General features: G+C 70.8%; 19 protein-coding genes. 10 read left to right on the plus strand and 9 right to left on the minus strand.

Annotated elements, in window-relative coordinates:
• The first annotated feature begins 18 nt into the window (after positions 1-18).
• The 6 genes from ABKA19_RS00690 (at position 19) to ABKA19_RS00715 (ending at position 6,233) form a co-directional block, all read left to right on the plus strand.
• The gene (locus tag ABKA19_RS00690) at positions 19-2,004 is read left to right on the plus strand and encodes a transglycosylase SLT domain-containing protein (RefSeq protein WP_353687205.1); all 1,986 of its coding nucleotides are present in this window, start codon (positions 19-21) and stop codon (positions 2,002-2,004) included.
• Positions 2,005-2,119: 115 nt separating this feature from the next.
• Positions 2,120-3,352 carry a multifunctional CCA addition/repair protein gene (locus ABKA19_RS00695; protein WP_353687206.1) on the plus strand — a complete coding sequence of 411 codons (1,233 nt, stop codon included), beginning with the start codon at positions 2,120-2,122 and terminating at the stop codon, positions 3,350-3,352.
• A 192-nt stretch (positions 3,353-3,544) separates the two neighbouring features.
• On the plus strand, positions 3,545-3,910 hold the full coding sequence (locus ABKA19_RS00700; RefSeq protein WP_162376889.1) for a DUF1428 domain-containing protein: 366 nt from the start codon (positions 3,545-3,547) through the stop codon (positions 3,908-3,910).
• Positions 3,911-4,003: 93 nt separating this feature from the next.
• Positions 4,004-4,429, plus strand: a complete 426-nt coding sequence (locus ABKA19_RS00705; RefSeq protein ID WP_353687207.1) for a YciI family protein — start codon at positions 4,004-4,006, stop codon at positions 4,427-4,429.
• Between the two features lie 66 nt (positions 4,430-4,495).
• Complete coding sequence (locus ABKA19_RS00710; protein ID WP_353687208.1) at positions 4,496-4,906, plus strand: VOC family protein; 411 nt, start codon at positions 4,496-4,498, stop codon at positions 4,904-4,906.
• Positions 4,907-4,955: 49 nt separating this feature from the next.
• Entirely contained in the window at positions 4,956-6,233 is a 1,278-nt protein-coding gene (locus ABKA19_RS00715; RefSeq protein ID WP_353687209.1) for an RNA polymerase sigma factor, read from the plus strand.
• A gap of 26 nt (positions 6,234-6,259) precedes the next feature.
• Here ABKA19_RS00715 and ABKA19_RS00720 read toward each other — a convergent pair whose 3' ends face one another.
• The 5 genes from ABKA19_RS00720 to ABKA19_RS00740 are packed head-to-tail and all read right to left on the minus strand — an operon-like array spanning position 6,260 to position 12,013.
• Entirely contained in the window at positions 6,260-7,345 is a 1,086-nt protein-coding gene (locus ABKA19_RS00720; RefSeq protein WP_353687210.1) for an acyltransferase family protein, read from the minus strand.
• A 25-nt stretch (positions 7,346-7,370) separates the two neighbouring features.
• Positions 7,371-8,525: an N-acetylglucosamine-6-phosphate deacetylase gene (nagA, locus tag ABKA19_RS00725; protein WP_353687211.1), complete on the minus strand. Its 1,155-nt coding sequence runs from the start codon at positions 8,523-8,525 to the stop codon at positions 7,371-7,373.
• On the minus strand, positions 8,525-9,598 hold the full coding sequence (locus tag ABKA19_RS00730) for an SIS domain-containing protein (protein ID WP_353687212.1): 1,074 nt from the start codon (positions 9,596-9,598) through the stop codon (positions 8,525-8,527). The genes nagA and ABKA19_RS00730 overlap by 1 nt, the downstream gene beginning before the upstream one ends.
• 2 nt (positions 9,599-9,600) lie before the next feature.
• Positions 9,601-10,671 carry a LacI family DNA-binding transcriptional regulator gene (locus tag ABKA19_RS00735; protein ID WP_162376883.1) on the minus strand — a complete coding sequence of 357 codons (1,071 nt, stop codon included), beginning with the start codon at positions 10,669-10,671 and terminating at the stop codon, positions 9,601-9,603.
• Positions 10,672-10,714: 43 nt separating this feature from the next.
• Entirely contained in the window at positions 10,715-12,013 is a 1,299-nt protein-coding gene (locus ABKA19_RS00740) for a sugar MFS transporter (RefSeq protein WP_353687213.1), read from the minus strand.
• A gap of 395 nt (positions 12,014-12,408) precedes the next feature.
• Between ABKA19_RS00740 and ABKA19_RS00745 the strand changes: the two genes are divergently transcribed.
• The 3 genes from ABKA19_RS00745 (at position 12,409) to ABKA19_RS00755 (ending at position 18,857) form a co-directional block, all read left to right on the plus strand.
• The gene (locus ABKA19_RS00745) at positions 12,409-13,425 is read left to right on the plus strand and encodes a glucokinase (protein WP_379655861.1); all 1,017 of its coding nucleotides are present in this window, start codon (positions 12,409-12,411) and stop codon (positions 13,423-13,425) included.
• Between the two features lie 138 nt (positions 13,426-13,563).
• A complete protein-coding gene (locus ABKA19_RS00750) occupies positions 13,564-16,371 on the plus strand; it encodes a TonB-dependent receptor (protein WP_162376880.1) in 2,808 nt (935 codons plus the stop codon).
• A gap of 119 nt (positions 16,372-16,490) precedes the next feature.
• On the plus strand, positions 16,491-18,857 hold the full coding sequence (locus ABKA19_RS00755) for a family 20 glycosylhydrolase (protein ID WP_353687214.1): 2,367 nt from the start codon (positions 16,491-16,493) through the stop codon (positions 18,855-18,857).
• A gap of 72 nt (positions 18,858-18,929) precedes the next feature.
• Here ABKA19_RS00755 and ABKA19_RS00760 read toward each other — a convergent pair whose 3' ends face one another.
• The 3 genes from ABKA19_RS00760 to ABKA19_RS00770 are packed head-to-tail and all read right to left on the minus strand — an operon-like array spanning position 18,930 to position 22,330.
• On the minus strand, positions 18,930-20,714 hold the full coding sequence (locus tag ABKA19_RS00760) for an O-linked N-acetylglucosamine transferase, SPINDLY family protein (protein WP_353688011.1): 1,785 nt from the start codon (positions 20,712-20,714) through the stop codon (positions 18,930-18,932).
• 45 nt (positions 20,715-20,759) lie between these two features.
• Entirely contained in the window at positions 20,760-21,149 is a 390-nt protein-coding gene (locus ABKA19_RS00765) for a VanZ family protein (RefSeq protein ID WP_353687215.1), read from the minus strand.
• The gene (locus ABKA19_RS00770) at positions 21,146-22,330 is read right to left on the minus strand and encodes a class I SAM-dependent methyltransferase (protein ID WP_353687216.1); all 1,185 of its coding nucleotides are present in this window, start codon (positions 22,328-22,330) and stop codon (positions 21,146-21,148) included. The genes ABKA19_RS00765 and ABKA19_RS00770 overlap by 4 nt, the downstream gene beginning before the upstream one ends.
• Before the next feature lie 62 nt (positions 22,331-22,392).
• Here ABKA19_RS00770 and ABKA19_RS00775 point away from each other — a divergent pair, with 62 nt between their 5' ends.
• Positions 22,393-23,130 carry a pteridine reductase gene (locus ABKA19_RS00775; protein ID WP_353687217.1) on the plus strand — a complete coding sequence of 246 codons (738 nt, stop codon included), beginning with the start codon at positions 22,393-22,395 and terminating at the stop codon, positions 23,128-23,130.
• A 133-nt stretch (positions 23,131-23,263) separates the two neighbouring features.
• On the opposite strand, the gene folK is transcribed toward ABKA19_RS00775, so the two are convergent.
• Positions 23,264-23,785 carry a 2-amino-4-hydroxy-6-hydroxymethyldihydropteridine diphosphokinase gene (folK, locus tag ABKA19_RS00780; protein WP_353687218.1) on the minus strand — a complete coding sequence of 174 codons (522 nt, stop codon included), beginning with the start codon at positions 23,783-23,785 and terminating at the stop codon, positions 23,264-23,266.
• Positions 23,786-23,795: the final 10 nt, after the last annotated feature.

A 23,795-nucleotide genomic window follows, 5' to 3' on the forward strand; every position in this document is an offset into this window, starting at 1 on the left:
TTGGGTATATTCGAACGCATGTCGCGCCCGGCCACCATCCCGTCATTGCAACGATTGCATCGCGCCCTGCTGGCCGGGGTGCTGTTGCCCTCGCTCGTCCTCTTGGCCGCACCCGCCGTCGCGCAGGTGGCGGGCGCGGGTGCCGCCAACGATGCGGCCATGCAGGACGCCATCGCCGCGGCGAAGGCCGGCCGGCTCGCCCCCAGCCAGGCCGATGCACTGCGCGGCGACCCACGCTGGCCATGGCTGGAGTTCGCGCGCCTGTCGCGCGACCTCGACAACGCCGACGCCGGCCAGGTCCGCGCGTTCCTGCAGCGCCACGACGGCCAGGCCGCGGCCGCCGCGCTGCGTCCGCTGTGGCTGGCATCACTGTCGCGACGCGAACGGTGGGCCGACTTCCTCGCCGACTGGACGCCCAGCGACGATCCGGGCCTGCGCTGCGCGCGCCTGAACGCGCAGCAGGCACTCGGCCGCGCCGGTGCCGAGTGGAACAGCGAGGCCCAGGCCTTGTGGCGCAGCGGCAAGTCGCTGCCCGATGCCTGCGATGCGACCTTCGCCACGCTCGCCGCTCGCGGCGCGCTGGGCGATGCGCTGCGCTGGGAACGCTTCGACCTGGCCGTGGCCGAGGGCGAAACGGGGGTGATGCGCAGTGCGGCGCGCGGCCTGCCCGCCGACGCGCTGGCCCTGGCCCAGGACTACGCCGCCTTCGTCCAGGCCCCGCACACCCGCGCCGCGCAGTGGCCGCGCGACGCGCGCAGCCGCCAGGTCGCCGCCGCGGGCCTGGCCCGGCTGGCCAAGGACGATCCGGATGCGGCCGAGCGCCAGCTCGCGCAGCTGGCACCGCTGCTGGGCATGGACGAAGCCGAGCGCGGCAAGGTGCTCTACCAGGTCGCCCTCTGGACGGTGGCCTCGTACCTGCCCGAATCGGCACGCCGCCTGGCGGCCGTGCCGGCGGCGGCCTATGACGAGCGCCTGCACGAGTGGCGTGCGCGCGAAGCGCTCGCCCGCGGCGACTGGAAGGCCGCGCTCGACGCGATCCGCCTGATGCCGGCCAAGCAACGCGAGGATTCGCGCTGGCGCTGGTTCGAGGCACGGATGCTGGAGAAGAACGGCCACCGGGCCGAGGCCCAGTCGCTGTTCCGCGCCGCCGCCGCCTCGCCGACCTTCCATGGCTTCCTCGCCGCCGACCGGCTGCAACTGCCCTATGCGCTCTGCCCGTGGGAACCGTCGGATCCGCCGGCGTTGCGCCGGGAAGTGGCCGCCGATCCGGCCCTGGTCCGCGCGTTGGCGCTGTACCGGATCGACCAGCCCGGCTGGGCGGTGCGCGAATGGAACGACGCGCTGACCCGCTTCGACGACGCGAGGCGCCGCACGGCCGTGGCGCTGGCGCAGGAACAGGGCTGGTTCGACCGCGCGGTCTTCTCGCTGGGCAAGTCGCCCGACGAACAGCGCCTGTACAAGCTGCGCTTTCCGCTGCACCACGACGCCGACATCCGCGTTGCGGCAACGCGCAACGAGCTCGATCCGGCCTGGATCGCCGCCGAGATCCGTGCCGAGAGCATCTTCAACCCGAATGCGCGCTCGCCGGCCAACGCGCGCGGCCTGATGCAGCTGCTGCCGGGCACCGCCGCCGGCGTCGCCCAGCGCACCGGCCTGCCCTACGCCGGTGCCGAGAGCCTGTACGACTCGTCCACCAACATCGCCCTGGGCAGCGCCTACCTGCGCGAGATGGAAGACAAGTACGGCCAGACCTACCAGGCGATCGCCGCATACAACGCCGGACCGACGCCGACGGCGCGCTGGCTTTCGCAGCGCCCCGCGCACGACCCCGACCTGTGGATCGAGACGATCAGCTACAAGGAGACCCGCGACTACGTGGCCCGGGTCATGGCCTTCAGCGTGATCTACGACTGGCTGCTCAACGGCGACGCGTTGCCGGTGAGCCAGCGCATGCTCGGCCGCACCGAGGGCGCGCGCAAGCGCTTCGCCTGCCCCGGCCCGTAGAGCGGGGCTTGCCCCGCTACTCCACGGCTGGCGAAGCCCAAGGAGCAAGCGGCCCAACACTGCACGCATGCAGCTGGGCAAGCCCCGCTCCACGGGGCGCGATACGATGCGCGGCATGGATACCTACCTTGTCGGCGGCGCGGTCCGCGATGCGCTGCTCGGACTGCCGCCCGGCGACCGCGACTGGGTGGTGGTCGGCGCCACGCCACGGCAGATGCTCGAAGCCGGCTTCAGGGCCGTCGGCCGCGACTTCCCGGTGTTCCTGCATCCGGACACCGGCGAGGAGCATGCGCTTGCCCGCACCGAGCGCAAGAGCGGCCGGGGCCATCGCGGGTTCGTGGTCGATGCCGACCCGGCGGTGACCCTCGAGGAAGACCTGCAGCGGCGGGACTTCACGATCAACGCCATCGCCCGCGATGCACGCGGCGAGCTGGTCGATCCGTACCGCGGCGCGGACGACATCGATGCGCGCGTGCTGCGCCATGTCGGTCCGGCCTTCGCCGAGGACCCGCTGCGCGTGCTGCGCGCCGGCCGCTTCATGGCCCGCCTGGCGCCGCTGGGCTTCACGGTGGCGCCGGAGACGCTGTCGTTGATGCGTTCCATGGTCGCCAGCGGCGAACTCGATACGCTGGTACCTGAACGGGTGTGGCAGGAGCTGCGCAAGGCGCTGGCCGCGCCGCGTCCCTCGGCGTTCCTGGCGACGCTGCGCGACTGCGGCGCGCTGGCATCGATCCTGCCCGAGGTCGACGCGCTGTACGGCGTGCCGCAGCGCGCCGAGTACCATCCCGAGGTCGACACCGGCGTGCACCAGCAGCTGGTCAGCGACATGGCCGCGCGCCTGGCGCCCGGCGACGACCTGGTCGGCTTCGCCGCCCTGGCCCACGACCTCGGGAAGGCGCTGACGCCGCAGCACGCGCTTCCCAGGCACGTCGGCCATGAACATGCCGGCCTCAAGCCACTCGCCGCGCTGAGCGAACGCCTCAAGGTGCCGCTCGAGCACCGCCGCCTGGCCGAGTGCGTCTGCCGCGAACACCTCAACGTGCATCGCCTGGCCGAACTGCGCGACGCCACGGTGTTCGAGCTGCTGGAGCGCTGCGACGCGTTGCGGCGGCCCGAACGCGTGGCCCGCATCGCGCTGGCCTGCGAAGCGGACAAGCGTGGCCGCCTCGGCAGCGAGGATGCGGACTATCCCCAACGACCGGAACTGCTGCGCCTGCACGCCGCCGCGATGTCGGTCAACGCGCGCGACCTGGCCGAACGCGCCGGACTCAGCGGCCCGCAGGTCGGCGAGGCCGTGCGCAAGGCGCGCATCGCCGCGATCGGCGCGGCCCGCACGCTGCGGCGCTGACCTCCAAGGCAGCCGGCACGGCCGCCTGCACGCCCTGGCCTCCGCGCGCAGGCCACGCAGGCTGCCGGCTGCGGCCATGCCGCCACCACGCCGGGTGAACGAACCGCGATGCATCGTGTCGATCCGCGCCCGGTCCGCCCGTCGTTCCCGCAGGCCCGGGCTGCCGGCGCCCATCGAGAGGAGGAATGCACGATGTCGTACGTGGATGGTTTCGTCCTGCCCGTACCCCGGGCCAACGTGGACGCGTATCGCAGGCTGGCGCGGAAGGCCGGCAAGGTCTGGATGGAGCATGGCGCGCTGGAATACGTGGAGGCCGTCGCAGACGACGTCCAACCGGGCAAGCTGACGTCGTTCCCACAGGCGGTGAAGCTCAAGCCGGACGAAGTGGTGGTGTTCTCCTGGATCCGCTATCGCTCCCGCGCGCACCGCGACAAGGTCAACAAGGCGGCCATGGCCGATCCGCGGGTGGCCGGGATGGGCAGCGAACAGATGCCCTTCGACGGCAAGCGCATGTTCTGGGGTGGCTTCAAGCCGATCGTGGAGCTGGACGCGGGATGATCGACGGCGGGCGTGTCGATTCCGCCTCCCGCCATCCGTCGCCATGGCACGGGAGCCCACCGGGCGCTCCCTCCATCGCAAGAGGATCCCGACATGCGCGTCATGGTGATAGTGAAGGCCACCGCCGGCTCCGAAGCCGGCCAGATGCCGGACGAGCGGCTGCTGACCGACATGGGCCGGTTCAACGAGGAACTGGTCAAGGCCGGCGTCATGCTGGCCGGCGAGGGCCTGCATCCGACCTCGCGCGGCGTCCGCGTGCAGTTTTCCGGCAAGCAGCGCACCGTGGTCGACGGCCCGTTCACCGAGACCAAGGAACTGGTCTGCGGCTTCTGGCTGTGGCAGGTGCGGTCGATGGACGAGGCGATCGAATGGGTCAAGCGCTGCCCCAACCCGCACATGGAGGACAGCGAGATCGAGATCCGGCCGGTGTTCGAGGACGAAGACTTCGGCGCCGAATTCACCCCCGAGCTGCGCGAGCAGGAACGTCGCCTGCGCGACCAGATCGCCGCCGGCGGCTGAGCGGGCCGCCCGTTCGGAGACGTCGCAGTCGATCGTCCGCGCCCCTTCGCCACAAGGAAGACCCGCATGTCCCGCAAGATCTTCATCAACCTGCCGGTGCAGGACCTGGACCGGTCGGTCACGTTCTTCACTGCCCTGGGCTTCAGCTTCAACCCGCAGTTCACCGATGCGAACGCGACCTGCATGGTCGTGTCCGACGACATCTTCGTGATGCTTCTGGTGCAGCCGTTCTTCCAGGGCTTCACGCCCAAGCCGATCAGCGATGCACACCGCCAGACCGAAGTCCTGCTGGCGCTTTCGATGGACAGCCGCGACGAGGTCGATGCGTTCGTCGCCAAGGCGGTGGCCGCCGGGGCGACGGTGACCCAGCCGGCGCGCGACTACGGGTTCATGTACCAGCAGAGCGTGGCCGACCTCGACGGCCACCAGTGGGAGCCGTTCTTCATGGCGCCCGACGCGGTGCCGCCGCAGGCATGAATGCGGCGGCACTTGCCTGGCCTGCGCGGCGATGGTCTGATCGCCGCGCATGACCCCCGACCGCACCCACCACGACATCCACCGCGCCATCGACGCCGTCTGGCGGATGGAGTCGGCACGCGTCATCGCCGGCCTGGTGCGCATGGTCCGCGACGTGGGCCTGGCCGAAGAGCTGGCCCAGGACGCACTGGTCGCCGCCCTAGAGAAATGGCCGGAAACCGGCGTGCCGGACAATCCGGGCGCATGGCTGACCACGACCGCGCGCAACCGCGCGATCGACCGGCTGCGCCACCTCAAGCTGCGCGACGAGAAGCACCTGCAGGTCGCCTACGAGCTGGAGCAGCTGCAGGACGACGCCGACCGGCGCGAGGAACACCTGCTCGACGATCCGGTCGGCGACGACCTGCTGCGGCTGATGTTCATCAGTTGCCATCCGGTGCTGCCGCCCGAATCGCGGGTGGCCCTGACCCTGCGCCTGCTCGGCGGCCTGGAGACCGGCGAGATCGCGCGCGCGTTCCTGGCCGCCGAAGCCACCGTGGCCCAGCGCATCGTCCGTGCCAAGCGGACCCTGGCCGAAGCCAACGTGCCGTTCGAGATACCGCGCCGCGAGGAACTGCCCGAACGGCTGTCGGCCGTGCTGGGCGTGGTCTACCTCGTGTTCAACGAGGGCTACGCGGCCAGCACCGGCGACGACTGGATACGCCCGGCGCTGTGCGAGGAAGCGCTGCGCCTGGGCCGCGTGCTGGCCGGGCTGATGCCCGACGAGTCCGAGGTGCACGGCCTGGTGGCGCTGATGGAGATCCAGGCCTCGCGCCTGCACGCGCGCATCGGCGCCGACGGCGAGCCGATCCTGCTGCTGGACCAGGACCGCTCGCGCTGGGACCGGCTGCTCATCAGGCGCGGCCTGGCGGCGCTGGAGCGCGCGCAGCGGCTCGGCGGCGCGCTCGGGCCGTATGCCCTGCAGGCGGCGATCGCCGCCTGCCATGCGCGCGCGGTCACCGCGGCGGACACCGACTGGGTCCGCATCGTCGCCCTCTACGACGCGCTGGCGCAGCTGGCGCCGTCGCCGGTGGTCGAACTCAACCGCGCGGTGGCGGTGTCGATGGCGTTCGGTCCGCAGGTCGCGCTGGAACGCGTGGATGCATTGCGCGGCGAACCGAAGCTGGCCGGCTACCACCTGCTGCCCAGCGTGCGCGGCGACCTGCTGTTCAAGCTCGGCCGGGAACCGGAGGCGCGCGTCGAGTTCGAGCGCGCCGCGGCGTTGGCCGGCAATGGCCGCGAACGCGCCCTGCTGCTGGCGCGTGCCGCGCAGTGCGCGCCGGCTTGATCAGGGCACTGCCGGACGAACCAGGGTCAGATCCGGACGTGCCATCCGCGCCGGTCCATCCAGCGCACCACCAGCCACCAGAACCCCACGAACCCCAGGGCGAAGGCCAGGGACGGCAGGTAGGGACCGAAGCGCGGCGCCATCCAGCCGGCGAAGCCGACCCGATAGATGGGTTCCCACCAGCCGAGCGCGGCGAACGCGTACACCATCACCGCCGATCCGGCATAGGCGGCGATCGCGTTGACCCCGAAACTGCGGCCCAGCGCCGGCCAGCCGCGACGATCGACCAGCACATGCGCCGCCGCCAGCGCCAGCATTGCCCAGCCGCCGCTCCACAGCACGTACGACGGGGTCCACAGGTGCTTGTTCCAGGGCAGGACCGTCGCCCATAGCAGGCCGAGCAGCAGCGAGCCGACCGCCGCGATGCACAAAGCGCGCCGGCGACCATGGCGCAACCAGTCGCCGGCCCGCACGCCGAACAGCGTGGTCGCCAGCGCACCCAGCGTGCTCAACAGGCCCTCCGGGTCATGCCCGCGCCCGGTAGCGGGATCGAACTGGTACAACCAGGGCCCGAGCAACGCGGTATCGACGCGGCTGGCGAGGTTGTCCCACGGCGCGAGGCTCCCGCCCCACGCCAGCAGCGCCCACCAGCCCAGGAGCAGGCCGCCGAGCAGCAGCCACTGCGTCCTCGGTGCCAACCACAACGCCACGGCACCGGCCGCGAGGAAGCACAGGCCGATGCGCTGCAACACGCCCCAGGGACGGAAATGCGCCATGTCCAGCCACCACCACGCCAGCAGGTGCAGCAGCAGGCCCAGGCCGACGATGCGCAGCGCGCGCACTGCGAGCGTCCGCATCAGCGCGCCACGGGATGCGCCTGCTTCCAGGCGCGGTACCACGCCCAGCGCGATCGATACGCCGACGATGAACAGGAAGAACGGGAACACGAGGTCGGTCGGGGTGCAGCCGTGCCACCCGGCATGCAGCAGGGGCGCATAGACATGGCCCCAGTCGCCGGGATTGTTGACCAGCAGCATCGCCGCCACGGTCAGGCCGCGCAGCGCGTCGACCGAGGCGAAACGTGGCGCCTTCGCCGGGCCCGATGCCCTCATGCGAGGCGCCGCGACGCCAGCCTGGTCACGCCACGTCCTCGCGCACGCCCGCGATCCAAGTCGACCGCACGGCCAGCGACTCGTCCAGCAGGACCAGGTCGGCCTGCAGGCCCGCTGCGATGCGGCCGCAACGCCCACCCAGGCCGAGGAAGTCGGCCGGATAGGTCGAAGCCATCCGCGCGGCTTCGTCGAGCGGCAGGCCGAGCAGCCGCACGCAGTTGCGCACCGCGGTGGCCATGTCCAGCGCCGAGCCGGCCAGCGCGCCAGCGGCATTGCGCACCACGCCGTCCACCGCCGTGATCACTTCGCCGTACAGGGCGAATGCCGGGTCGCCCGAGCCGACCATCGGCATCGCGTCGGTCACCAGGAACAGCTTGCCGCGCGGCTTGGCCGCCAGCGCGACGCGCAGGCTGCCCGGATGCACGTGCACGCCGTCGACGATGACCCCGCACCAGCTGTCGCGGTCCTCGAGCGCGGCACCGACCGCGCCCGGCTCCCGGCCCTGCAGCGGCGACATCGCGTTGTACAGGTGGGTGAAGCCGCGCAGTCCCGCCTCCAGGCCTGCGCGCGCCTGCTCGTAGCTGGCGGCGGTATGCCCGGCGACCACGATCGCGCCACGCGCCGCCATCGCCCGGATCGTCGCCAGCGGCACCTGCTCGGGCGCCAGCGTGATGAGCGTGATGCCGTTGTCCAGCGAGGTCGCCATCGCCACTTCGGCGGCATCGGGCACGCGGAACTTGCCCGCGTCGTGCGTGCCCTTTCGCGCCGGCGCGATGTAAGGCCCTTCCAGGTGCACGCCGAGTACGCCCGGCACGCCGGCGGCGATCGCGGCGCGGGTCGCGCCGATGGCGCGCGCCATGACCTCGGCGTCGTCGCTGATCAGGGTGGGCAGGAACCCGGTGGTGCCGAAGCGGCGATGGGCGCGGCCGATCGCCGCGATCGCCTCGACGCTGGTGTCGTTGTTGAACAGCACGCCACCGCCGCCGTTGACCTGGGCATCGATGAAGCCGGGCGCCAGCCAGCCTCCCGCCAGGTCATCGATCTCGTCCGCCTGCGTGCGCGCCTGGCTTGCGGGGACCAGCGCGGCGATGTCGCCGCGGTCGCCCAGCAGCACCGCCAGGTCGTCGCGGAAACCATCGTCGACCAGTACCCGTGCGTTGACCAGCGCGCGCGTTGCCATCACACGGTCTCCGTGACCTTGTTGAGGTGCGGCGGAAGATCGGGGTTTTGGCCGCGGCGCAGCGCCAGCGCGTTGATCGCGCGGTAGAAGCTCTGCACGGTCAGCAGCGGCGCAAGGGCCGGGTGCGCGGCGGATGCCAGCGGCAGCGCCACGCTTGAGCCCTTGCCTGCATCGCGGGTCGCGGCCGAGGCGACCCAGACTTCGGCGCCGCGCCCGTGGAACTCGTCGGCGACGGCCAGCGCGCCGGGGCCGGTTTCGTCCGGCTGCGCGAACACCAGTACCGGGAAGCCGGAGCCGACCAGCGCCATCGGCCCGTGCTTGACCTCGGCCGAGCTGTAGGCCTCGGCATGCAGCCCACAGGTTTCCTTGAACTTCAGCGCCGCTTCCTGGGCCGCGCCCAGGCCCAGGCCGCGACCGAGCACGAACAGGTTGCGCGCGTCGACCAGCCCGTCCGTGAGCGGCGACCAGTCCTGCTGCCAGGCATCGCGCAGGGCCTGCGGCAACGTGTCCAATGCGGCGAGCAGGACCGGATCGTCCTTCCAGTGCGCAACCAGCTGGGCGATGGCGGCCAGCGAGGCCAGGTAGCTCTTGGTGGCCGCCACGCTCTTTTCGGGACCGGCGCCCAGCGGGATCACCGTGTCGGCCAGTCGCGCCAGCGGCGAATCCTCCACGTTCACCAGCGCCACCACGCGCGCACCCGAGGCCTTGGCCGCTTCGGCATTGCGCAGCAGGTCCGGGCTCTTGCCGGACTGCGAGATGGCGATGAACAGCGCGCCCTCCAGCCTCAGCGGCGATGCGTAGACCGAACCGATCGAGGGCGACAGCGATGCGGTGACCACGCCCAGTTGGGTTTCGATCAGGTACTTGGCGTAGGTGGCGGCATGGTCCGAGCTGCCGCGTGCGCAGGTCGCCACGAACGGCGGCGGGGCGGCGCGCAGTTGCGCGGCCAGTGCGGCGACGGCCTCGCGGTTGCGGGCGAACTGGGCGGCGACCACCTCGGCGGCCTGCGCCGCCTCGTTGTGCATCAGGGTTTCGGTTTCGGCCGGGAGTCCGGCGTGCAGCGCGAGCGACATGGTCATGCTTCGGAGGAGGAAGGAGGTCGTGGGCGCGCCTGCAGCGGCGCCGGCGCGGTGGAGCCGCGCACGACCAGCTGCGGCACGAAGCCCTGGTTGGAGACCGCCAGCGGATGGTCGTCGTAGGCGTCCTGGCGCAGGCCGCCGATCAGCAAACGCGCGGCGTGGCGGGCGATCTCTTCGGTGGCCTGCTTGGCGGTGGTCAGCGCCGGCCAGGACTGGCGCGAGAACGGACTGTCCTCGAAACCGGCGATGGACAGGTCGTAGGGCACGTTGAGCCCGACCGACTTGGCCGCCGCCAGCACGCCGGCGGCGATCTCGTCGTTGCTGCCGAAGATCGCGGTAGGTGGCTCGCGCAAGGCCAGGAGCCGGCGCGCGCCGCGGAAGCCGTCGTCGAAGGTGTAGTCGCCGGGTACGACCAGGTGCTTGTCCAGGGCGATGCCGTAATCCTTCAGCGCCGCTTCGTAACCGGCATAGCGCTCGCCGGAGGAGCGGTGCTGCGCGCCGCCCCAGAGGAATCCGATCCGCTGGTGGCCAAGCTGGATCAGGTGCTCGGTGATCTCGTAGGCGGCGTCGCGGTCGTCGATGTAGACGCAGGGACCATCGCCCGGATCATCGGTGGCGGCGATGATCCGCACCACGCGGATACCGCGCGCGACCAGGGCGGCGACCAGGTCCGGGCGCTCGGACATCGGCGCGGTCAGCACCAGGCCCGCCAGGCGCGAGCGCTGCACGAACTCGGCCAGCTCCTCGGCCAGCAGCGGCGAGGTCGAATCGCAGGGTTGGATCTGCAGGCCGAAGCCGGTTTCCCGGCAGGCGGACAGCACGCCGTTCTGCACGCCGATGATGTGGTACGGGTTGGGGTTGTCGTACACCAGCCCGATCACGAACGGCGTGCCGCTGCGCAGGTTGCGCGCGGTGGCGTCCGGTTCGTAGTCGAGCTCGGCGATGGCGGCCAGCACGCGCGAGCGCGTGGCCTGCATCACCGACGGCTCGTTGTTGATCACCCGCGACACCGTCTTGAGCGAGACCTTCGCCCGCTCGGCGACGTCCTTGATGGTGGGCCTGCGCATGCTTTCCGCCTTGTGGGTCTGTACGCCGTGCATGATGCGGCAATTACCCTGCGCCCGCGCGTCCGCCAGGCAGGCCGGCGCGGTGGCCACGCTGGGCGTAGTAGAGGATGTAGAGATAGCAGGGCACCATCAGCCCCGCGAACACCCACTGGAAGTCGGCGTACTGCTTCAGCACGGCGAACGCCTGCGGGATGATCGCGCCACCGGCGATGCCCATGATCAGCAGCGCCGAACCGGTCTCGGTGAAGCGGCCCAGCCCGCGGATCGCCAGCGGGAAGATTGCCGGCCACATCATCGCGTTGGCGAAGCCCAGCGCGGCGACGAAGCCCACCGACGCGTAGCCCTTCGTCAGCAGCGCGCCGATCGAGAACAGCACGCCGAGGACCGCCGACACGCTCAGCCAGCGCTCCTGCGAGAAGTAGCGCGGGATCAGCACCAGGCCGGCCAGGTAGCCCAGCAGCATCGCCGCCAGGGTGAAGGACGTGAAGAACTTGGTCTGGTCCAGCGGCAGCCCGAAGGCATGGCCGTACGTGCCGATCGCGTCGCCCGCCATGACCTCGGCGCCGACGTAGACGAACAGGCACAGCACGCCCAGCCACAGGTGCGGGAACTGGAAGATGCTGCTGCGTCCGCTGGCCCCGCCCGCGGCCGGCGTCGCGTTGGCCTCGGCCGGGCTGATCTCCGGCAGCGGCGAGAACAGCACCGCCACCGCCAGCAGCAGGAGGATCCCGGCCATGACCAGGTAGGGGGTGTGGATCTTGGCGGCGAACTCGTTGAGCAGCTGTGCCTTGGTCGCCGCGTCGGCCACCTCGACCTGGCTGGCCAGGTCGCCGATGCCGTGCAGCACCAGCGAGCCGATCACCACCGGTGCGAGGATGCCGGCGATCTTGTTGCAGATGCCCATCAGCGCGATGCGCCGCGCCGCACTCTCGATGGGACCGAGGATCGAGATGTACGGGTTGACCGCGGTCTGCAGCAGCGCCAGGCCGCCGCCGATCACGAACAGTCCGCCCAGCGCGCCACCGAACCAGCGCCGGGTGGCGAACTCGCCGAACATCATCGCGCCCACCGCCATGACCGCCAGGCTCAGCGCCAGGCCTTTCTTCATTCCCGTGCCCTTGAGGATCCAGGACGAAGGCAGCGCCAGGAAGAAGTACGACAGGTAGAACACCATCAGCACCAGGAACGCCGAGATCTCGCTGACGTCGAAGGCCAGCTTGACGAAGGTGATCAGCGGGCCGTTGATCCAGGTGAAGAAGCCGATGATGAAGAACAGGCCGCCCACGATCGCGATGGACGTGGCGAGGCCTGCGCGCGCGGGCGCTGTGGTGGTTGCGGACATGGGTGCGGTGCCTCCCCGGCGATTGGACGGTTTTCCCCGGACCTGCCCCGGACTCGATGAGGAGTGCGCAGGCGGGAACAACGTTGTCACATTCTTTCCGCCGCGAGGCGTGCCTTGTCAACCGGATCGCGCCATCGGAGGCGTCATCGATGTTGCTTTGCAGCAGCGATCATGCCGCCCGGAGAAACATGAATACGATGTAGGTCATTGATTTAGCGCCATAGATGTGCGGAATCGTCGATGACAGCGCTGCCGGTTACACGCATTTGGTGCGACTCATGGCGACGCGCAGGATATTTGTCACGATGTGTTGACATCGTTGTCAGACCACTTCCACACTCCGTCGCAATCCGTGCCGCCGGTCAGGGGAAACCGGCGCACGCCAGCTACGGGGAATCCGCGTGTCAGCAGCCGCAAACGCCACACTTCTGCCGGGACTTTCGCAGCCGTTCGTGGCCGCCGACGTCGGCGGCACCCATGTCCGCATCGGCCTGGTCCAGGCCGGCTCGCCCCTGCAGGTGCTGGCCTACAGCAAGTTCCGCTGCGCCGACTACGCCAGCCTGGCCGACATCGTCCGCGAGTTCATCGCCAGCCTGCCCGGCAAGACGCCGGTGCGCGTGGCGGTGATCGCCAGCGCCGGCTATCCGCTGGCCGACGGCACCGTCATCACCGCCAACCTGCCCTGGCGCCTGTCGCCGGCCGAGATCCGCGACAGCCTCGGCCTGGATGCGGTGCACCTGGTCAACGACTTCGAAGCCGTGGCCCACGCCGTCGCCCATCTCGGCGCCAGCGAAGTGCTGCAGCTGGCCGGGCCCGCACGCATCGCCCCCGGTCCCATCCTGGTGCTGGGCCCCGGCACCGGCCTGGGCGCGGCGGTGTGGATCCCGACCGCCAACGGCCCGGTGGTGCTGGCCACCGAGGCCGGACAGGCGGCGCTGGCGGTGGGCACCGAACTCGAGATGGCGCTGCTGCGGCAGATGCTGGGCCAGCGCAGCCACGTCTCGGTCGAGCACGCCCTGTCCGGCCCGGGCCTGATGAACCTCTATTCGGCGCTGTGCGCACTGCGCGGCGAAGCCCCGGTATTCGCCCGGCCCGGCGAGATCACCGCCGCCGCGCTCGACGGCAGCGATGCGCTGGCCCGCCAGAGCCTGGAAGTGTTCTGCGGCCTGCTCGGCAGCACGGTCGGCGACATGGCGCTGCTGTACGGCGTCCAGGGCGTCTACCTCGCCGGCGGGATCCTGCCGCACATCCGCGAGTTCCTGGTCCGCAGCGACTTCGTCGCCCGCTTCCTCAACAAGGGGCCGATGCGCGAGGCGCTCGAGCGGGTCTCGGTGCGGCTGGTCGAACACGGCCAGCTGGGCGTGATCGGCGCCGCCAGCTGGTACCAGGGATCGGGGTTTTCGGAGAAGTGAGCAACACGGCGTCGGCAAGAGCCAGTTTCGTGGGAAGCGAGGTTAGTGCGTACGGGCCGCTCCACGCCGTGGCACATGCAGCAGTCGTCGCCGGGGGCGGTCCCCGGCGGAACTCAAAACAATGATGGGAGAGACATCATGAAACACCGCAAGTCCGTTCTTTCCGCCGCCATCGTCACCTGCCTGGGCTTCGCCGTGCAGGTGCAGGCGCAGGAAGCCGCACCGGCTGCGCCGGCCGCCGAACAGGCCACCGCCACCGAACTCGACACAGTCACCGTCGTCGGCATCCGCGGCAGCCTCAAGCAGGCCCTCGACGCCAAGCGCGACGCCGACAACATCGTCGACGTCGTCACCGCCGAGGACGTGGGCAAGTTCCCGGCCACCAACGTGGCCGAGGCGATCACGATCATCCCGGGCGTCACCATCGACAAGGCGTTCGGACAGGGCGAGAAAGTCTCGATCCTGGGCACCGACCCGGCGCTCAACCGCACCCTGCTCAACGGCCAGACCGTGGCCTCCGCCGACTGGTTCATCACCGACCAACCGGGCCGCACCTTCAACTATTCGTTGCTCGCGCCGCAGATCGTCGGCCGCGTCGACGTCTACAAGTCCCCCGAAGCGCACGTCGACGAGGGTTCGATCGGCGGCACCGTCAACATCATCACCCGCAAGCCGCTGGACCTGGAGAAGACCACCATCTCCGGCCAGATCGGCTACCTCTACAACGACCGCATCGGCACCGGCGATCCGCAGGCCTCGGTCCTGCTGGGCTGGAAGAACGACGCCGACAACTTCGGCGTGATCGTCTCGGCGCAGCGCGCGCAGGAGAGCATCCGCCGCGACGGCATCGAGTCCTACGGCACCGTGACCGGCCGCGACTACGCCTATGGCCAGGGCGGCGGCGGCTCGGTGTTCAACCTGCCGCCGGACTGGTCGCAGGCCCCGGTCAATGGCGTGCAGCCGACCCTGCCGGCCGCGTGCGTCGGCACCTGCCAGGACACCCTGCTCGACAACCTCGACGCGGTCGGCCCCAACTCCGTCAGCGCGCACTACTTCGAGCAGCAGCGCAACCGCGACACGATCTCGGTCGCCCTGCAGTTCAAGCCTGTCGACCAGCTGGACATCGAGTTCAACATGCTCGACGTCAAGGCCGACTTCGACAACATGAGCCACTCCATGTTCGCCTTCCCGGGCAACGCCTGGAACGGCCTCATGAAGCTGACCGACCTGACCGTCGACGGCGGCGTGATCACCAAGGCCACCTTCGACAATGCGCTGGTGGTGTACGACCTGATCAACCGCCAGTCCACCATCGACACCGACTCCTACGACCTCAAGGCGACCTGGAACGACGAGCGCTGGTTCGCCTCGACCCACCTGGGCACCTCGAAGGCCACCGGCGGCACCGGCCGCCAGGTGTACGGCGAGTTCCTGAACTGGTCCGACTACAGCTACGACATCAGCGGCGACCGCAGCCTGACCTTCCACGGCGCCAATCCGTTCCTGAACCCCGATGCCTTCCAGATCGATGGCGGCTGGGGCTCCGATCCGGGCAGCGCGGCCACCTGGAACCCGGGCTGGGGCGGCAACATCGTGTTCAAGCCGACCCGCGACGAGGAGAAGTACGCCCAGGTCGACTTCGGCATCCGCCTCGATTCGCCGGTCTACCAGGTCCGCTTCGGCGCCAAGCGCCGCGAGCACGAGACCGGCCAGGAAATGGGCGGCGTTTCGCTGGCCACCGTCGCCGGCTACGGCAACGCACTGGCTTCGCAGTTCAGCCCGCGTCCGCTGCCGGGCAACTACCTGAGCGGCTTCCCGAACACCGGCGACCTGTCCGAACGCTTCACCATCGACGGCTGGGCGCTGGCCGACTGGATCCTCAGCGGCGACTGGCTGGCCCCCTGGCAGACCATGCCGGAGCCGAGCACGTTCAACGACCCGTCGTTTGCCGCCAACACCTGGACGGTGACCGAGGACATCAACGCGTTCTACGTGCAGGGTGACTTCAGCTGGGATCGCGTGCGCGGCAACTTCGGCGTGCGCTACGTGCAGACCGAATCGAACAGCATGGGCTGGGCCTGCACCGTCAACGTGAGCCCCTGCCCGGCCACCGCCTACGAGCCGACCAGCGTCAAGAAGGACTACGACAACATCCTGCCCAACGTGAACGTGGCGTTCGACGCCACCGACGACGTGGTGCTGCGCTTCTCCGCGGCGCAGGTGATGGCGCGTCCGAACTACGGCGACATGTCGAGCTACCTGTGGCTGGGCGACCAGACCCTGACCGGCGGCGGCGGCAACCCGGAACTCGATCCGTACCGCTCCACCAACTGGGACTTCTCGGCCGAGTGGTACTTCGCCGAGAACTCGATCCTGGCCGGCACCCTGTTCTACAAGGACGTGTCCGACTACATCCTGGTCACCACCCAGGAGGAAACGCACTTCAACCAGAACCAGGGCCGCGATACGGTCTACGACGTCTCGCGCCCGAACAACGCCGGCAACGCCAGCATCCAGGGCTTCTCGGCGGCGTTCCAGCAGACCTTCGGCGCCGGCTTCGGCCTGCTGGCCAACTACACCTACGCCGACGCCGAGGCCGACAACGGCGATCCGCTGCCGTACAACTCGAAGAACCAGGTCAACGTCAGCCCGTTCTTCGAGAACGACGACTGGAGCGCGCGCGTGACCTACTCCTGGCGCTCGAAGTACTACACCCAGGTCGACCGCGGCAACTTCCTGGTCACCGACGACTACGACTCGCTGGACGCCAACATCACCTACAGGATCAACGAGTTCCTGAGCGTGAGCCTGGATGGCATGAACCTGCTCGACACCAACTACTACACGTACGCGGAAGTCGAAGGCATCGCCAACACCGAGAAGCTGGTCCGCGGCGACTACCGCACCGGCCGCCGCTACATGGCGACCCTGCGCGTGCAGTTCTGACCGGTAGCACATGACGGCAGCGCAGGCTGTCCGTTGCGGGGCGGGCCTGGAGAAATCCGGGCCCGTTCCGTTTTTGAAGGCATGCAAGGCAACGCATCACCGCACCAGAGGGAGTGACGATGAACCGATCCAGCCTTTCCCGTCCCGCGCGCCTGCTGTGCGCCGCGGGCATCGCCGTCGTGCTGGCCGCCTGCCAGGGCCGGCACGACACCGCCGCCGCACCGCAGCAGGCCGATGCGTCGCCGGCCCCCGCGTCGGCGGCACCGCCCGTATCGCTGATTCCGCTCCCGGCCAGCGTCGAGCACGGCGAAGGCCGCTTCGACCTGACAGCCGCCACGCCCCTGCTGGCCGAAGGCGAAGGCGCACGCACGGTCGCCACGCAGTTCGCGACGCTGCTGGCCAAGGGCTTCGCCGTGGAACCCGCGCTCGCCGACGGCACCGGTGTCGCCGGCGCGATCCGCTTCGCGATCGACCCGGCCCGCGCCGCCGCGGGTGCGGAATCCTATCTCCTGGAAGTCGCCCCTGAAGGCGTGACCGTCAGTGCCGGCGATGCCGCCGGCCTGTTCTACGGCGCGATGACCCTGCTGCAGCTGGCCGCAGCCGACGACGCCGGCGCGGTCACGCTGCCGGCGGTGCGCATCGAGGATGCGCCGCGCTTCGGCTGGCGCGGCTTCATGATGGATCCTTCCCGCCACTTCTGGACCGTGGAGCAGGTCAAGCAGGTCATCGATGCGATGGCGCTGCACAAGCTCAACACCCTGCACTGGCACCTGACCGACGACCAGGGCTGGCGCGTGGAGATCAAGCGGTATCCCAAGCTCACCGAAGTCGGCGGCTGCCGCGTTCCCGCGGGCGACGGCGGCATCGAGCCGTCCACCGGCAAGCCGCGCCAGTACTGCGGCTTCTATACCCAGGACCAGGTCCGCGAGATCGTCGCCTACGCCGCGGCGCGGCACATCACGGTCGTCCCGGAGATCAACCAGCCCGGCCACGCCACCGCCGCGATCGCGGCCTACCCCGAGCTGGGCTCCACCGACCGCAAGCTGGTGCCGTCCAGCGAATGGGGCGTGTTCCCGAACCTGTTCAACACCGAGGAGAGCACGATCGCCTTCCTCGAGAACGTGATCGGCGAACTGATCCCGCTGTTCCCGGGCACCTACTTCCACGTCGGCGGCGACGAGGCGGTCAAGGACCAGTGGGAAGCCTCGCCGCGCGTGCAGGAGCGCATGCGCGAAGTCGGTGCGAAGACCGAGATGGAGATGCAGAGCCACATCGTCGCCCGCCTGGAGAAGTTCCTGGCCGCGCACGGCAAGCGCCTGGTGGGCTGGGACGAGATCCTCGAAGGCCCGATGCCGCCGGAGGCCACGGTGATGTCCTGGCGTGGCATCGAAGGCGGGCTCAAGGCCGCGCGCGAAGGCCATGACGTGGTGATGTCACCTTCCAGCGACCTGTACCTGGACTACCTGCAGACCTCCTCGCCCGACGAGCCGCCGGGCCGCCCGGCGACGATTCCGATTAAGCAGGTCTACGACTTCGAGCCGGTCCCGGCCGCGCTCGAGGAGGGCCAGCGCCACCACATCCTCGGCCTGCAGGCGAACATGTGGACCGAGCACACCCGCACCTTCGAGCGGCTGCAGCACAACGTGTTCCCGCGGCTGGCCGCGGTGGCCGAGACCGGCTGGACCCCGCAGGCGCGCAAGGACTATGCCGGCTTCGTGCAGCGCCTGCCGGCGCAGCTGGAACGCTACCGGCGCTGGGGAATCGGCTACGCGCAGACGCCGTTCCAGGTGGACGCGACAGCGGAGGACGATCGCAAGGCCGGCACCGCGATCGTCACCCTGGCCAATCCGCTCGGCTACGAAGTGCGCTACACCAACGACGGCAGCGAACCGACCGCGACCTCGGCGCTGTACACCGCGCCGGTGCCGGTGACCCTGCCGGCTGCGCTGCGTGCGGCCGCCTTCGCCGACGGCAAGGCGCTCGCCGCGCCCCGCACCTTCGCGTACGACGCCGCCTCGATGCTCAGCCGCACCGACGAGCAGCTGGCCACCTGCCCCGATGCCGGCCGCCTGCTGCTGCGCCTGGAGGACGACGGCCCGGCCGATGGTGAGCGCGCCATCTTCAACACCACGATCTTCTACCCATGCTGGCAGTGGAACGGCGCGGACCTTGAGGGCGTGGCCTCGGTGAAGGTGCGCGCCGGCCGGATCCCGTACTACTTCCAGCTGGCCCACGACGAGCCGGCGCGCCGCTTCGAACCGGCGCGCTCGGCGCACGGCGAACTGGACATCCACGCCGGCGGCTGCGGCGGCGAACGCATCGCCAGCGTGCCGCTGCCCGCCACGCCGGGCGCGGACGGGTTCGTCGAAGTCGTTGCCCCGCTGGCGGAGGAGCTGGCCGGCCGGCACGACCTCTGCCTGCGTTTCACCGGCGATACGCGGCCGGCGATGTGGGTGCTGGACCGGGCCACGCTGCAGCTGCGCTGAGCGGCGCCGCGGGCGACACGCATGGCGGGCCATCCGCCATGCGTCTTTGCCACCGCCAGCCGCCAGGCCCCTTCAGGCGAGATCGATGTCCTCGTGGCGGCCTGTGAGTGCGTTGGCATGCATCGCCCGGAACAGGCGCTCCAGGTCGGCGGCCATCGCCGCCGGATCGAACAGGCGCGCACCCGGCAGCTTGCCGTGCAGGCGCTCGCGCAGCGCTGCGCGCGCGGCCGCATCGTTGCCCAGCCGTATCGCCTCGCGGACCAGCGCCTGGCGGTCGGTGGCGATGCATTCCTGCAGGTCCAGTGCCGTCAGCAGGCTGGTCGCCATGCGACCGGCGAAGGTGGTCCCGGGGAAGGTCAGCAATGGCACGCCCATGCGCAGCGCATCGCTGGCGGTGGTGCCCGAGTTGTAGGGCCAGGTATCGATCGCCAGGTCGGCCAGCGCCAGCCGCGACAGGTGTTGCCGCCTCGGGACCTGCGGCGCGAACAGGATGCGGTCCGGGGATACGCCGCGCGCCTGTGCTTCGCGACGCAGGTTCGCGCGGGCGATGTCGTCGCGCGGCGGCGCCAGCCAGAGCACGCTGCCGGGCACGCCGGCCAGGATCGAGCACCAGTCGTCCCACAGCGCCGGATGCAGCTTGTAGGCCTGGTTGAAGCTGCAGAAGACCATGGCACCGGGCGGCAGCCCTTCGCACTCGCGGGTCGTCGCCGGCACCGGCTCCGGCCCGCCGTTGGGCTGGAAGCAGAGCGGCAACCTGGCCACCGCTTCGCTGAAGAACTCCGACAGCGAGGCCGGGATGGCCACCGCATCGCCGATGACATAGTCGACGAGCCGGCGGTCGCCGAGGGTGCCGATGTAGCCCAGCCAGGACGCGATCACCGGCGCCGGGCGGCGGGCGACGATGCCCATCCGCGAGTGGGCGGTGTATCCGTTGAGGTCGACCAGCACGTCCAGGCGGTCACCGGCGATGGCCTGTGCGGCGAGGACATCGTCGCCTTGCAGCTCCACGAACCGGTCCGCGGCCGCGCGCGCCTTGCAGCGCCACGCATCCTCCGCAGGTGGACCATGCGCATAGAGCACCACTTCGCAGCGGTCGCGGTCGTGGGCGGCGATCGCGTCCAGGGCCAGGAACGACACCGCATGCTCGCGGAAGTCCGAGGACAGGTAGCCGATGCGCAGGCGTCGTCCGTCGGCGGCCATGGGCGGCGCCGACAGCGGCGTGGCCGCGAGGAGCGCGTGCCACTGGGTGGCCGCGAATGTCCTTGCCGCGACCTGCTGCGCCCGCGCGTCGGCTTGCGGCAGCGCCAGCAGGAGCAGCGGCGCGAGGTCGCTGCGGGTCGCGCTGGCGGTGGCGGCCAGCAGCGCCTCCGGCTGCGGGACGGCCGCCGGGTCCCAGTCGGCGAGGTAGCGCCGCAGCATCAGCGCGTCGCCCAGGCAGCGCAGGTCCTCCGGATCCAGGCGCAACGCCCGGCGGTAGCAGGCCAGCGCCTCTTCGCGGCGCGCCTGTTCCTCGAGCAGGGTGCCGAGCTGGCGCCAGGCCGCGGTCATCGCCGGGTCCAGGCGCAGGGCGGTCCGGTAGGCGGTTTCGGCCGCGTCGTGCGCCTGGCGCCGCTGCTCGGCGAGCCCGAGGTTCATCCACGCGCCGGCGCCGGCGCCGGCGGCGATGGCGCGCCGGTAGCAGTCGGCGGCCAGCGCCGGTTCCTGCCGCGTGCCGTGGATCACGCCGGCCAGGTTCCAGGCGTCGGCATGCCCGGGGTGCTGGCGCAGCAGCTGCTGCAGGACGACCAACGCGGCACGGCTGTCGCCCTGCCGGTAGGCGGCGACGGCACGGGCATACAGCTGCGAAGGCGGCAGCATCGCGCTCACCGCCGCATGCACCGGCATGCGCGCCGCGACCCTGCCTCAACCATCGCGGCCCTCGCCTCCCAGCAGCGCATCCCGCCAGGGTGCGCGCACGGTGAGCAGGCCCAGCGCGACGCCGGCGGCATTGGCCAGCGCATCGGCCGGGTCGGCCATGCGCGTGGTGGTGAACCCCCCCTGCGCGAGTTCGAGCCCGATGCCGAGCAGCACCAGGCCCAGGCCTGCCAGCCACAGCGGCGCGCCGCGGCGGAACACCTGCACCGCGCCCGCGGCCAGCAGTGCATAGGCGAGCAGGTGCTCGACCTTGTCGCCGTGGCGGGGCAGTTCGACCGGGGGCGGGGGCGACAGGCTGGCGACGACCACCACCAGCACCGCCAGCCACCACAGGCCGAGCCAGAGCCATGGCCGGCGGAACGGCTTGGCTGCCTTCACAGGCGCCAGCTCAGGTCGCCGAGCAGGAACGCCGCATCGAGGTCGACGTCGCGCGCGAACGCCATGGCCTGGAAGCGCTCGCCCATGTGCGCGGGCAGGGTAAGCCGCTTGAGTTCCTGGCGCAGGCGCATCGCGCCGGCCTCGTCCGTGCGCGCTTCCGCCTCGGCAAGCAGGCGGTCGATGCCGTTGCCTAGCAGGAAGCTGGCCTGGCTGCAATAGCCGGCCAGGTCGAAACCGGCGCCCGTCCCCGCCTCGGCCAGCGCGGTGAAATCCACCGAGGCGGTCAGGTCCTGCAGGCCCGGCCAGCGCAGCACGTCGGCGTGCATGCGCTGGCGATAGAACGCACGCAGGGTGCCGTCCTCGCGCTCCGGCAGGTAATACTCGCCGCGCGGATAGCCGTAGTCGATGAACAGCATGGCCCCCGAACGCAGGCCGCCAGCCACCGCCTGCAACCAGTAAGGCAGCTGCGGCAGCAGTTCCGAGCGGTAGCCATCGGCGAACGGCGTGCCGAGCGCGTGCTCGACATGCCGCACCGCCGCGGCGAGCAACGCGTCGGCCGGGCGGTCGGTACGGACGAAACGGCCATCGCCGTCCATCGCCACGTACTCCTCGAAGACCTCGCCGTCGCGCAGCGTGAAACGCGGCGTCGGCAAGGCATCGATCACTTCGTTGGCGAACAGCACGCCATCCCAGTCGTCCTCGAACGGGCGGTCGAGCCATTCGACCAGGTCGAACACCGGCGGCGTCAGCGTGCGCGCCAGGTGGTCGCGCTGCCGCTCGCGCAGGTCGGCGCTCGGCTCGAGGATTGCGTAGCGGTCGGGCAAGGCGTCGAGCTGCAGCAACCGCTTGAGCGTCACCTCGGCGAAAGCGCCGCTTCCGCCACCCAGTTCGAGCACGCGCGCACCGGGGCCCAGCGATCGCAGCGCCATGGCGAGGACCCCGGCGACGGTGGCGGCGAACAGCCTGCCCTGCTCGGGCGCGGTGACGAAGTCGCCGGCAGCGCCGAACTTGGTGCTGCCGGCGCTGTAGTAGCCCAGGCCCGGCGCGTACAGGCACAGCTCCATGAAGCGGGAGAACGGCATCGCGCCGCCGGACGCGGCGATCTCGGCGCGCAGGTGCGCGGCCAGCGTGTCGGAATGGGCCTGGGCAAGCGGATCGGGAAGCGGCAGATCGGAATGCATCGGGTCGTGCAGCGGCGCGTGTTCGCGGAGACAATGGGCAGCATAGCCGAGCGAGGCCGCGCATGAATCCAGAACGTCCCGTCGCCCTGGTCACCGGAGCCGCCCGCCGGATCGGTGCGGCGATCGCCCGCCGCCTGCATGCCGGCGGCCATGACCTGGCGCTGCACCACCTGCACTCGTCGGACGAAATGGCCGCGCTGGCCAGCGAACTCGAGCAGGTCCGGGCGGGAAGCGTGCTCGTGCTGCGTGCGGACCTGGCCGCGCCCGACCGGCTCCCGGAACTGGTCGCGGCCACGGTCGGCCACTTCGGACGGCTCGACGCCCTGGTGAACAACGCTTCCGCGTTCCATCCCACGCCGCTGGACACGGTGACGCCGTCGCAATGGGACGCCCTGTTCGCGGTCAACGCGCGCGCGCCGTTCTTCCTGGCCCAGGCCGCGGCGCCGCACCTGCGCGCCGCGCATGGCGCGATCGTCAACCTCGCCGACGTCTACGCGCACCGACCGCTGGCCACGCACGCACCCTACTCGGCGAGCAAGGCGGCGCTGGTTTCGCTGACCCGCGCGCTGGCGCTGGAGCTGGCGCCGCAGGTGCGCGTCAACGCGGTGGCGCCGGGCGCGATCCTGTGGCCGGAACACGGCCAGCCGGCGCAGGCGCAGCAGGCGATCCTCGCCGCCACCGCGCTCGGACGGGCGGGCGCGCCGGACGACATCGCCGCCGCGGTGTCGTGGCTGCTGTCGGCCGATGCCGGCTACGTCACCGGCCAGGTGCTGCACGTGGACGGCGGGCGCGAGCGTTGATGCGATGCCATGTCCGATCGCGGGAGCGCAGCTTGCCGGCGACACGGACGCCGGAATGGCGGCGAGGTCGCGCTTGCCGGGACGTCGCGTCGCGGGCGCTTTTCCACGGACGCATGTCCGGTCTCCCCGGCTCCTATAACGGCACGACCTCGAACGGCTCGTCGTGCTGCGGGTGGTCGCGCCACATCTCCGCAAGCGTTCGCCCGCCCAGTGGATCGACGAAGTCCGGCGCGATGTCGGCCAGCGGCTTGAGCACGAATGCGTGCCGCAGTTCGGGCCGCGGCACGCGCACGCGCTCGCCCTCGCGCACGACCAGGTCGCCATGGAACACCACGTCCACGTCCAAGGTCCGGTCGGACAGGCGCGGGCCGCTGCGGTCGCGGCCATGCCGGTCTTCCAGCGCGTGCAACCAGTCTTCGAGCGCCTGCAGCGGTTGCGTGCTGCGGATCAGCGCGGCGGCGTTCACGAACGGCGCGCCGTCGAAACCCACGGCCGCGGTGCGGTAGGCCGGCGAGACCACCACCTCGCCGAACGCCTGGCGCAGTTCGTCCAGGGCCAGGCGCAGGTGCCGCTGCGGCTCGATGTTGCTGCCCAGGCTGAGCAGCACCGTGACGGCGCCCGCCCGGGACGCGGGGTTCTCGCTCGACGGATGCATGGCGGCGAGG

Origin of the sequence: Pseudoxanthomonas sp. Soil82 (genome assembly GCF_040446535.1) — a bacterium.
Lineage (GTDB): Bacteria > Pseudomonadota > Gammaproteobacteria > Xanthomonadales > Xanthomonadaceae > Pseudoxanthomonas > Pseudoxanthomonas kaohsiungensis.